The 11,783-nt window shown below is 39.7% G+C and carries 9 protein-coding genes and 1 pseudogene; 9 read left to right on the top strand and 1 reads right to left on the bottom strand.

From position 1 onward, the window contains the following. From A3M5_RS0107980 to A3M5_RS0107935, 9 genes and pseudogenes are all read left to right on the top strand, one after another. The coding region (locus A3M5_RS0107980) for an urease accessory protein UreF (RefSeq protein ID WP_286130575.1) at window positions 1–358 on the top strand (358 nt) is incomplete at its 5' end. Between the two features lie 27 nt (window positions 359–385). Then, window positions 386–688, top strand: a pseudogene (locus tag A3M5_RS22545) (urease subunit gamma); the annotation flags it as partial. Window positions 689–806: 118 nt separating this feature from the next. Next, the gene (ureB, locus tag A3M5_RS0107970; RefSeq protein WP_018393240.1) at window positions 807–1,190 is read left to right on the top strand and encodes an urease subunit beta; all 384 of its coding nucleotides are present in this window, start codon (window positions 807–809) and stop codon (window positions 1,188–1,190) included. A gap of 408 nt (window positions 1,191–1,598) precedes the next feature. Next, window positions 1,599–3,317 carry an urease subunit alpha gene (ureC, locus tag A3M5_RS0107960; RefSeq protein WP_196803585.1) on the top strand — a complete coding sequence of 573 codons (1,719 nt, stop codon included), beginning with the start codon at window positions 1,599–1,601 and terminating at the stop codon, window positions 3,315–3,317. A gap of 16 nt (window positions 3,318–3,333) precedes the next feature. Then, window positions 3,334–3,852 carry an urease accessory protein UreE gene (locus A3M5_RS23685; RefSeq protein ID WP_018393237.1) on the top strand — a complete coding sequence of 173 codons (519 nt, stop codon included), beginning with the start codon at window positions 3,334–3,336 and terminating at the stop codon, window positions 3,850–3,852. A 22-nt stretch (window positions 3,853–3,874) separates the two neighbouring features. Then, the gene (ureG, locus tag A3M5_RS0107950; protein WP_018393236.1) at window positions 3,875–4,498 is read left to right on the top strand and encodes an urease accessory protein UreG; all 624 of its coding nucleotides are present in this window, start codon (window positions 3,875–3,877) and stop codon (window positions 4,496–4,498) included. Window positions 4,499–4,951: 453 nt separating this feature from the next. Next, the gene (locus tag A3M5_RS0107945; protein WP_018393235.1) at window positions 4,952–5,581 is read left to right on the top strand and encodes an AmiS/UreI family transporter; all 630 of its coding nucleotides are present in this window, start codon (window positions 4,952–4,954) and stop codon (window positions 5,579–5,581) included. Between the two features lie 101 nt (window positions 5,582–5,682). Beyond that, window positions 5,683–6,399 carry a HoxN/HupN/NixA family nickel/cobalt transporter gene (locus A3M5_RS0107940; protein ID WP_018393234.1) on the top strand — a complete coding sequence of 239 codons (717 nt, stop codon included), beginning with the start codon at window positions 5,683–5,685 and terminating at the stop codon, window positions 6,397–6,399. A 778-nt stretch (window positions 6,400–7,177) separates the two neighbouring features. Then, window positions 7,178–8,005: a phosphatase PAP2 family protein gene (locus tag A3M5_RS0107935; RefSeq protein WP_018393233.1), complete on the top strand. Its 828-nt coding sequence runs from the start codon at window positions 7,178–7,180 to the stop codon at window positions 8,003–8,005. Between the two features lie 607 nt (window positions 8,006–8,612). Here A3M5_RS0107935 and A3M5_RS0107930 read toward each other — a convergent pair. Next, window positions 8,613–11,516 carry a transporter substrate-binding protein gene (locus A3M5_RS0107930; protein WP_018393232.1) on the bottom strand — a complete coding sequence of 968 codons (2,904 nt, stop codon included), beginning with the start codon at window positions 11,514–11,516 and terminating at the stop codon, window positions 8,613–8,615. Window positions 11,517–11,783 lie beyond the last annotated feature (267 nt).

Raw genomic sequence — 11,783 nt, 5'->3', positions numbered from 1 at the left:
AAATTTACAGGAAGATAACGACAGTTCCTTTTATGGAAACTTGTTGAACAATACTTTGCAGTATCACTACGCGATAGGCTATGGCGTAGTGGCGGCAAAACTGTCTCTACCTCTATGGGAGGCTGTGCAGACGTTTTTGTTTTCTGGATTGGTATCTTTGGTATCCGTGGCGACCCGAATTATGCCACTTGGTCAGAATGAGTCGCAGCTTGTGCTCTACAGACTTGGAAAACGATTGGAAAGTTATTCGATGAGAGAAGAAGACTTTATGATTGAGAACGTAAATAGTTTTTCTCCTGGTCTTGAGATTGCTTCAATGGAACATGAAACCTTATATACAAGGCTCTGCATGTCATAAAAATAAGAATAGGTGGTGGAGGGAAAAATGCATTTAACTCCAAGGGAAAATGAAAGGCTGCTAGTATTTACTACAGCTGAATTAGCAAGAAGAAGATTGAAAAATGGACTGAAACTCAATTACCCAGAAGCGGTGGCAATTATAAGCGATGAGCTGATGGAACAGGCCGTTACAGCGAACAAGCGGTTGGCGGATATTATTTCTTTCGGCACACAGATATTGTCACAAGAAGATGTTCTACCTGGAGTGAGAGAGCTAATCCCAATCTTACAAGTGGAAGGAATGTTTTCTGACGGATCAAAGTTAATCACTATACATGACCCAATTCGTCTCCCGACAAGGGCAGAGATAGGGAAGGAAGACTATTTTACATTGGATGATTCGATTTTTACTTCGACAAGATCCGACATTGCGAACCAAACTGTTTAATATTTTAGGAGGTGACAGAATGATGAAAATTAATGGAAATATAGGAGAAATTCGTTACGAAGAAGAATCTATTACGCTACGTCCAGGGTCTCACAGAGAGGTGATTCGAGTTCAGCATTGTGGTGACCGTCCAATTCAGGTAGGATGCCACTTTCACTTTTTTGAAGTGAACAAAGCCCTGCAATTTGACCGTGAAAAGGCATTTGGTAAGCATCTAGATATATTGTCTGGTACAGCTATTCGGTTTGAACCTGGTGAAGAAAAGACCATTCAGTTGGTCGACTTTGGAGGGAAAAAGAATATATTTGGTTTTAATGGGTTGACGATGGGTTCTAGTGAAGATCAAACCATTCGAGAAAACGCTTTTAAAGTAGCTCGAGAAAAAGGTTATATGAAAAAATGATGAACGATGGGTGGGGATATTAAAACAAGTAAATACCCTGCCCTAATTGAAAAGACGGATCCCGTTCGTACAAATATCGGACAATAAAGTTGTTTAACATTGGCCTAATAAGTTTCTGACATTTGCTTATGATTTTTACTTACAAAAATCAATCAATATCAAAATGGAGAGGACCAATTCAATGTATTTACAAAAAATACTACATTTAACAAAAAGTATAGATGAAGATCGACAGATTATGTATAAAATGGAAAATAATAAGGTTCTATCTGATCCTGATATAGTAAAAATAAACCAGAATATAGACAGAAAAGTCGAAATAGTACAAAAAATTATTCGTCAAGTGTGCAGTTAAAAAAATTTAAAGTCTGACTAAGCCTGTAAACAATACTTAATGATGAAAAGGGGATAACCATGGAAATAAGCAGAGAGCATTACGGTGAATTATTTGGTCCAACTGTTGGAGATAAAATCTCGCTCGCAGATACAAATCTTTGGATTGAAATTGAGAAGGATTATAATGCTCCGAACTATGGAGACGAAGCAGTGTTCGGGGGCGGCAAGACATTGCGGGAGGGAATGGGACAATCATCTATTCCGAATAGTGAAGGTGCACTAGATTTTGTTATTACGAATGTCATCATAATGGACCCTATTCAAGGGATTGTCAAAGGCGATATTGGTATCAAGGAAGGCAAAATCGTGGGCATCGGAAAGGCTGGAAATCCTAACACGATGGAGATTACTCCTGGTCTAATCGTTGGTCCCGGTACGGATATCATTTCCGCTGATCCCGGAATGATAGCTACACCGGGGGGGATCGATACTCATGTACACTTTGACTCAGCCCAATTGGTTGAGGAAGCACTCAGCAGCGGACTCACAACAATGCTGGGAGGAGGAACAGGTCCGAAGACTGTAGGCATCGAAGCGCCTGGTGCTTTTAACATCCAACGAATGATTGCTGCTTTTGAGGCGTTCCCTATGAACATGGGCATGCTTGGTAAAGGTAATTCGAGTGATAAAGAGGCATTGGTCGAACAAATCAAAGGAGGAGCGATTGGACTTAAAATTCATGAAGACTGGGGAAGCACGCTGTCAGTGATCGATACAGCCCTTCAAGTGGCAGATGAAATGGATTTTCAAGTTCAAATTCATACCGACACGCTGAACGAGTCGGGCTTCGTAGATGATACATTGGAAGCAATCAATGGACGTACNATNCATGCCTATCACATCGAAGGAGCAGGCGGAGGTCACGCACCGGATATACTAAAGGCGGCAGGCTATCCGCATATTATTCCATCCTCCACTAATCCGACAAACCCATATACCGTCAATACGGTAGATGAACATCAAGATATGATTATGGTTTGTCATCATTTGAATCCGGCAGTACCCGAGGATGTCGCCTTTGCAGATTCTCGTGTTCGAGCAGAAACGATAGCTGCGGAAGACATTCTTCACGATATGGGGGCGATCAGTATTATGGGTTCCGACTCTCAAGGTATGGGACGCATTGGAGAGAGCATTTTGCGTGTATGGCAGCTTGCCTCGAAAATGAAACTTCAGCGGGGGGCGTTGCCTGAGGAACAAGGAGACAATGACAATGCTCGTGCACTTCGTTATTTGGCCAAATATACAATTAATCCTGCTACTGTATTTGGCATTAAAGATTATGTCGGTTCTTTGGAACCTGGCAAGCTGGCGGATATAGTTCTTTGGCGGCATACCTTATTCGGAGTGAAGCCGGAGACGATTATTAAAGGTGGTTTTATTGCATGGTCCACGATGGGAGAGCCGAACGCTTCACTAATGACTTGTCAACCAGTGCTGTACCGACCACAGTATGGATCTTTTGGAAGCAATCCGAACAAACTGTCCTATATTTTTGTTAACCAAGCAGCTATAGATAATGGAATCGCCGATCAGCTCCCAGCATCCGCAGAGAAGTTCGTACCGGTTCGAAATACGAGAAATCTTGGTAAAAAAGATATGATACGGAACGATTATTGTCCTGATATTAAAGTGGATCCTGAGACATACCGTGTAGAAGTAGATGGGGAAGTCGTGACCTGCGATCCATTAGAGGAAGTACCGATGAGCCGCCTTTATTTTCTTAGATAAGAAAGGAGTATGTGTAATGATTTGCAATCAAATAGTAGGAAATGCATTTGAAGACGGGCTTGCTCATGAGAACGAGGAGTTACTTGAGACTGTTGAATTGACATGGGATGAATGCGCTAAACGAATTCTTCGTAAGAAGACGAATCGCGGCAGAGAAATAGGCATTTCCTTGCCACTGCAGCCACAGACTTCACTTCGCCATGGAGATATTCTGATACGAGATGAAGAAGGGATAGTTGTCGTATCCCTTCAGCCTTGCGATGTTTTCGTTGTGTTCTCCGAATCAACCAAAGAGCTTGGGTTGATCGCCTATGAGTTCGGGAATAGACATTTGCCTCTTGAAGTGACGGATAGCGGGGAAATTATTCTACTAGTAGACGACCCGACGAAAGTGCTGTTGAACAAGTTGCATGTATATTATGAGACACAATGTAGACGCTTCCAACCTATTCCAAAGGGGGGCGGACATCACCACCATGATGATGATCACCATCATGATCATGTAGATCAAAGTTTGATGGGCAGCAAACAATAAACTTTTAGCGGAGGTATGTAAAATGGGATATGTCAGATTAGGTATTGCAGGACCAGTTGGTTCAGGAAAAACGGCACTGGCTGAGCGTTTGACCAAACATATGTCGAAGGAATACAGTATGGCCGTCGTCACGAACGATATTTATACGAAAGAAGATGCGGAGTTTCTTGTTCGTTCGGGGGTACTTCCTCCGGAAAGAATCCTTGGAGTCGAAACGGGTGGGTGTCCTCATACGGCCATCCGGGAGGATGCTTCCATGAATTTGGAGGCGATTGACGATCTTGCCACGCGTTTTCCAGATGTCGAGCTTATTTTGGTAGAGAGTGGGGGCGACAACTTGTCGGCCATCTTTAGCCCAGAGCTAGTCGATGCTTTCATTTACGTTATCGATGTGGCCGAAGGAGATAAAATTCCACGCAAAGGCGGTCCAGGTATTACTCGTTCCGATTTGCTAGTCATTAACAAGATCGATCTTGCTCCTTACGTTGGTGCAGACTTGGAGATGATGGACCGTGACACTAAACGTATGAGAGTGGATCGGCCATATTTGTTCACCAATATGGTAACAGAAGAAGGTCTGGATGAAGTTATTAGTTGGATCAAGAAGCAAGTTCTGCTAGAAGATCTTTCTTTAAAGAGTCATTGAATTGAAATCAATACTGGCGTCAGGTAAATTATTCAAAAGAATTGAGGAAAATGGTCTTTGACGGACATCGCTTTTGTCTTCAAGATTCTGTCATGTCTGACGGTTTTCTGAATTATAAAAAATGGTTAATGACTTTTTGTTCAGTATATTACTGAGAACGACGTACAGGTTCAAAATAGGAAGCTGGCTTCCCGATTTACTATAAATCTATACTTATTGTCTTAGTGACTGTGGGATTTGATTATGTTGGAATGCTAGACTATTAGGACATCATTAGCAAAGTAAATATTAATAAACGAGCGTAAATGAATTTTGAGGCATTTACGCTCGTTATATATTATTGAAAGTGTTAAATTTCTTTGAATTTAAACGGAGAAAAAAGAACACTATAGTCTGGATTCTATCCCTAAAAGAAGTGATGTATTCTACTGATTCTTAAAGGAGGCTAAAAAAGTGAGCTCGGTTGGACTAATGTATGTAGGTGCTGTATTATTTGTCAACAGTCTAATGTTGTTCGGTAAAATCAATGGCAAAAGCGCAGGGGTGTTTAATCTCTTTGTTGGTGCTATACAGGTGATCTCTCCTTTCTATTTAATTTTCACAGCAAATGGGGATTCTTGGGCCATTTTTAATGCCTCTGGTATTTTTCTGTTTGGTCTAACGTACCTTTACGTGGGTATTACAAATCTGAAAAACTATGATCCATCAGGTGTAGGCTGGTACTCCTTATGGGTAGCTATCCTCGCATTAGGCTATGCGGGTGTAAACTTGATCTATTTTAATGATGTCAAGTTTACTATTATTTGGTTGATGTGGTCTTTTCTCTGGACATTGTTCTACCTATTACTAGCCGCAAAGAAAGATATTGGTATCTTCACCGGATGCGTGGCCCTCATTCAATCCTGGATTACGGCGGCTATTCCTGCTTTTCTTATCTTAATTGGTCAGTGGGATGCAGTGGGGCCAAAAACAACATGGGGGATAACAATACTTACAATCCTACTTTTCGTAGTTGCGTATTGGTCTACAAAGTCCTCAACATCTTCTAAGGATCAGGCTTCTAATATAAAATTAAGGGCTTAACGTATGATTGCCAGACAGGCATAGCGCCTGTCTGCTTTTAAGATTAAACTTTCAAGGAACAGAATCGCAGATGATATTTAAAAAACGAAGGAGGTATATCAATGGAGGTAAGTTATCTATCCATTTTAGCTTTGGGATTTGTACTTGGAATCAAACACGCAATTGAACCAGACCATATAATCGCTGTATCAACAATAGCTAGTCAAAGTAAGAAGTTGTTGCGATCCTCTTTAGCAGGAGTGTTTTGGGGGATAGGTCACACTGCAACATTATTTATAGTGGGGATTATTTTCATTCTTATGAAAGATGAAATACCGGCAGAATGGGCTATGTCATTAGAATTTTTAGTAGGTATTATGCTTGTTTATCTTGGTGTTACAACGATCCTTTCATTTAAAAATATTCATATACACGAGCATGAACACGATACAGAAGAACATAAACATGTTCATTCCCATGAAAACAGTGGTAAACATGAGCATAAACACTCCCATAAAAATGTTTCATATCTAAAATCCGTGTTGATTGGCTTAGTTCATGGCCTTGCAGGAAGTGGGGCAATGATTCTATTAACGATGAGTACTGTAAAGAGTGTTTGGGAAGGCGCTATGTATATCCTTATATTTGGTGCAGGAACAGTCATTGGTATGCTTTTCTTTACTACAATTATTGGAATTCCATTTGTTTTTAGTGCGAAAAAGATAAGTCTGAATAAAACACTTACCCAAATTACTGGGGTGGTTAGTACAGTGTTTGGGCTTTATTACATGTACAACTTAGGAGTAATAGAAGGATTGTTTAAACTATGGATACAGTAATGCCAGTTTACTAATCCCTGTTTTTTAGCTGTCTTGGATATCGCTCAAAAGAGGGAGTTAGGTATTCTCATTATAAGCCATGAACGGCATTTGATTCAGCTGCTTTGCAACAAAGTAATTCAGTGGGACACTGAAAATTTAAATTTCTATGAAACCGAGTTTCCAAAGGCTTCTGAACAATTTGCTTAGGTTAAATGGATAGACTAGACGAGCAGATGGAATGAAGTGAACGAATTAAAGTCAGCCTATTAATAAAATCGGCTGACTTTATTAATAGGAACCTAATATGGCATCGAGGATGAAAATCCTTGGCATAAAGGGATTCGCTGCTTAATCTCAAAGTGAACAAATTATTGGTTCAATATTTTTAGTGATTGATTTTGAATAAAGGAAAAGAAATAAATAATTTTCATCTAAATAGGTCATCCTTCCATTCAAAATGCATGGAAGGATGATCCATTTTTATGTTTAATTTCAATGATAAAACACAAGAAGAACTACGTTTGTTAGGTTAGGTAGACCTTTTTTTAAATGTTTACTCTATAGGGTACATTTTACTTTTTAGGGACCTTTTTTCAAAATTTGAAGAAAAAATTTAACAACGTGATAAATAAGCTTGTAAACGCAGTTAATAATGTGGAAATCGAAAAGTGGATGGTTATAAAAACAACAAAGTGGATGGTTGAATCTGATTTTATAAATATTATCATATGAATTAACATCAAATGTTATATGAATAGAAAGAGCTCTTACTATTAATATACGAGGAGAGAATATTATGAAACAAAAAAAGATAAAGTTATATTTAATAACTTCCTTTACCCTTTTAATGCTTTTCATGTTATCAGCGTGTAGTTCAGAACAAACAAGAAATACAGAAACAGGGCAGCAAAAAGAACCCTCAATCAATAAAGGAATGGGCTGGACACATGAAAATCCTGTATCACCAAAAGCAGGTGACTGGAAGGGGCTTGAGCTTAAGGATGGAAAGTCTTATAAGGTTGATATCCCGCCTGCAAACGATTCATCTGTTACAAAAAGTGAAGTAGAAGAATTGAAAGAGCTGACAAAAAATCGTACAAAGGAAGACGAGGAATTTATCCGTCGTTGGCAGAATACAGCAAGTCCAAACACTCTTTGGTTTGAAATTACTGAAGAACTAGTTCAGAAATACGGTTTAACTGGACCAGAAGCAGCACGAGTCCATGCTATCGTTTCAGGAGCTATTTATACAGGTCTTACAGCGACATTTGAAGGGAAATACGAATACTTGCGCCCAAGACCAACCGATTTAGACCCTTCTATCACATTACCTGAAGGGATGAAGGTACCAGCTCATCCTTCTTATCCAGCAGGACATACGACAACAGCCTGGTCAGCAGCTAATATCCTATCCTATTTTTTCCCTCACGAAAAAGAACATTTAGAAAAAATAGCGACCGATGTAGCAAACTCTAGAATGAAAATGGGTGTTCATTTTAGAAGTGATAATGAAGCTTCCAAAAAATTAGCAGAGGTGGTAACAACAGATATTATTGAAAGTTTGAAGGATGACAATGCTCCATTACAATATAAAGAAGTTAAACAAGGATCTTCAGGACATTAATATATAAAAGCAGTATAACAATAAACCTCCTTGATAAAACAAGGAGGTTTATTGTTATCAAATATTGAATTTGTTTCAACTAATCAATTAAAAGAATTGGCTAAGTCGAGACTTTGTGATATTGGGCTTAATCAAGATACATAATTAACAAATTTCGAATCGAGTAGGAATCAATAAAGCGATTGATCCAAAACAAAAAGCAACTTACTTACGCTTGGGATGTAAGAGGATGTTTCATTTGGGTCGGATATCCTCTCCATTCTATAAATCTAGATCGACAAATTCATTTAATTGTAGACGAATCAATGATGTGGAGCTTGCCAATCTCTAGAACTTATCAAGCTGTAGCTACAGGGTTAAGTCAGAATAATAAATTCTAAATTTCTCGTTATACATTCACTTATACCGTTTTGAAGAAACGATTTCCTTGCTCAAATCCAGCAAATAATGGTCCTTTTTTCAACGAAACCCCACAAAGTTTTTACTGCTAAAATATAATTATTTCAAAACTTGTTATTTAACTCAATCATTTAAAAATGACGTTTACCGTGTTCCGGAAAAGCGCCCGATTGCTGAAAATCAAAATCTTTGAAGCTAGCTTCACTCATTATTTAACTCTTTCATTTTGAATGTTATGCTCTTTAAGTTTAGAGTACAAGGTTGTGCGAGAAATGCCTAGGTGTTTGGCTGTTTTCGAAATATTTCCTTTATAGTCCATTAAAGCTTTAATGTAAACCTGTCGTTCGTGCTCATCGCTTTTCTGTATACTCTCTTCAATGTTCGTCACATCAGGAAGGGAATCAACTAATATGTCCCGCTCGTTTACTCGCGAGACATTAGAATAATGAACAATAAATTGAGGTAGGTGATGTGCCGTAATGAAAGGAGATTCCCCTGCCAAATAAAATGCTCTTTCTATGACATTGTTCAACTCCCGAATGTTTCCGGGCCAATTGTATTTTCTTAATAGTTCGGCGGCTTCCTCTGAAAGATCCTTCCTCGGCTGTTCCATTTCAGCACCAAGTTCCTCCAAATAATAGCTGCTCAACTCGATAATATCTTCAGTTCTTTTACGGAGTGGAATCAGTTCGATTGTAAAAACATTCAAACGGTAATACAAGTCGCTCCGAAAAGAGCCACTATAGGCTATTTCCTGAAACAGATTTTTGTTCGTTGCGGCAATAATACGTACATCCACCGGAATAGGCTTATGGCCGCCGACTCGTACGACTTCCTTCTCCTGTAATACTCTCAATAATGTTGTCTGAAGATCAATGGGCATATCCCCGATCTCATCAAGAAAAAGTGTTCCTCCGTTTGCAATTTCGAATTTGCCCGCGTTCCCTCCTTTTTTGGCTCCTGTGAACGCTCCATCTTCATAACCGAACAGTTCAGCATTGATTAATTCTTTTGAAATGGCAGCGCAATTTATCGCCACAAATGGTTTATCCTTTCGTTTGCTTTCATTATGAATAGCACGGGCGAACATCTCTTTCCCGGTCCCACTTTCTCCTAACAAAAGGACGTTGGCCTTCGTTTTAGCAGCGGAACGAGCAAACTCAATAGTTTGCAAAAACAAATCGTTCAAGCCAATTAAATCATTAGTTGTTAAGCTACGCCGCTCTTTCAAAGAAAAACGATGCATTTGACGAGGGAGCGGTTTGAAATATATGAAGTGCATAGAATTTTTATAGATCACTTTAACTTCATAGCTTTCTTCTGAATCCTCCCGCCTTAGAGTACGAACGATGTTTTCTATACTTTCTTCTTCTTGTTCGGAAGAAAGCTCCAGCAGAACAGAGTTGACGAAATCCCGTTTGCGTTTGAATAGTGTATCGGCCGTTTGGTTTTGAAACAGGACCCTTCCTTCTTTTACAATAAATAGGCTCTTCGTAAGTTGAGCAGATACTCCATGGAGTACATCGGATAGTGTACGCTGTTCCTCTTCGATATCTGCCATATTGGCACATACATGGACGATACTCACTATACTTGTGAGCAGGAGTTCAGTAGATTCCGGAGCAGTGTCAGGAATCCATACAGCTAACACACCTTTGCGGACACCGGAGTTCCCAATGATGGGGAAACCTACTGTCGTCATCCCATTTGGGGATTCTCCACTCCCCGGTTCCCTGGTCACTTCATAAGAAGATGAGTATTTGCGCAGTGCAAGACCGATTCCACTGTTGCCTAAAGATGCACTATAACCATTGTCCCCAGGCTTCAATTCATGAAGGTGAGCAGGAATCAGAGATGAATTGAAGATCTCTAGCATCACACCGTCTTCATCAAAATAAGCAAATGGAACGGGCATGGTTGCCAAAGATTTTTTCAATATGGACAAAAGAGGATCATGCCGCATAATTTTGGACTTCAAATAGTCAGTGTCATCCACAGGATTGAAATCCAGAGTTGGATCTAATAACTCATGTTCCAGAAATGGAATGGGCGCAATGGGCTTTCCCGATTCCCATACAATGGTGAACCGACCGGATTTATTGACCTTTCCGATCCTAGAATTCAGCCATAAATGCTGAGTCGAACTATCAAATATGACATTTCCTTGCGGAGTTTCGAGTGAAAGTCCGGATAAAGCGCTGCGAATGGAGTCGGTCGAAATTGTATCGGTCCTCTTTAAGGCTTCAGCCAGCAATAAAACGCTATTGTAAGCGCTCTCCATCATGGAACTGATTATATCGGTGCCATATGTTTGTCGGAATTCAGTGATGAACTTTCTATTACTGACACTGTCGATAGAACTGAAGTAGGGAAAACAAGAATAATGGCCTAAGGCCCTGTAGGGATGAAGGGCCGCAATTTCCGTTTCAGCCGAAACGGTGCTGGCAATTGGCTGATGCATCTTGTATTTCTCATGCTGTTGGTAAAAGCTGAGCGCACTGTCTCCGACCAACGTCGAGAAGATAACATCGGGATTCATTCCACGAATTTCATTGAGTGTCTTAGCAAAATTCTGGTGTCCTAGGGCTACATGTTTTTCGCCATACACGGTACCACCATTGGATTGAATCAATTGGCGAATGTGACGGTTCGTCTCCAAAGGATAAATATAATCGGACCCAAGTAAGTAAAAGGATTTTCCAACATTGTGGATCAGCCAAGGAATAAAATCAAGCAACTGTTGATTGGGCAATGAACCACAGTAAATGACATTCGGATGTTGTTCCGAACCTTCGTAAAAAGTAGGATAAAACAGCAGAGCATTATGTTTTTCCAGAACAGGGATAACTATTTTCCGACAGCCAGAAGTATAGATCCCGACAATGGCTGTCACTTGGTCTGAAATGATCAGCTTTTCGGCTTTTCGGGCAGCTATATAAGGATCTGAGGCAGCATCTTCGACGATCGGCACCAGAGTTTTCCCATTAATTCCACCACTCTCATTAACATGGCGTATGGCTAATAAACTGGCTTGATGCAGTCCTTGTTCAGTAATACTTGTCGTACCAGTCAATGAAAATAGAATCCCGACTTTCAGCTCATCGTTTTTCACTTTATAGCCCTCCTTAAAAAGGAAACAAGTACCATTACAGTGGTTAAAATGATTTATTTCACTATATTGTCTCCTCTATCTATCTTAATTTAGCCTTGTATTCAATAGTTTTATTTACGCAAAGATAAAACGGACGATCAAATTAGAACACGTTAATAGATAAACCAAATAAAGGCGTAATTATTCCCATCATTAATATGAAAATGATTACGATTCTATTAATTTTTTATTTGTTGGTTCGGCCTGTGACCCTAACCTTTTTTCATG

Origin of the sequence: Bacillus sp. 37MA (assembly GCF_000372765.1) — a bacterium.
Classification (GTDB): Bacteria; Bacillota; Bacilli; order Bacillales; family Domibacillaceae; genus Domibacillus; species Domibacillus aminovorans.
The sequence above is the reverse complement of the archived record's forward strand: the minus strand, read 5'-3'. Positions and strand labels throughout refer to the sequence as shown.

Excerpts from the sequence above, each read along its gene's own strand:
- A3M5_RS0107935 (WP_018393233.1), top strand. The coding sequence starts at position 7,178 with ATGAAACAAAAAAAGATAAAGTTATATTTAATAACTTCCTTTACCCTT.
- ureB (WP_018393240.1), top strand. The coding sequence starts at position 807 with ATGATGAAAATTAATGGAAATATAGGAGAAATTCGTTACGAAGAAGAA.
- A3M5_RS23685 (WP_018393237.1), top strand. The coding sequence starts at position 3,334 with ATGATTTGCAATCAAATAGTAGGAAATGCATTTGAAGACGGGCTTGCT.
- A3M5_RS0107940 (WP_018393234.1), top strand. The coding sequence starts at position 5,683 with ATGGAGGTAAGTTATCTATCCATTTTAGCTTTGGGATTTGTACTTGGA.
- ureG (WP_018393236.1), top strand. The coding sequence starts at position 3,875 with ATGGGATATGTCAGATTAGGTATTGCAGGACCAGTTGGTTCAGGAAAA.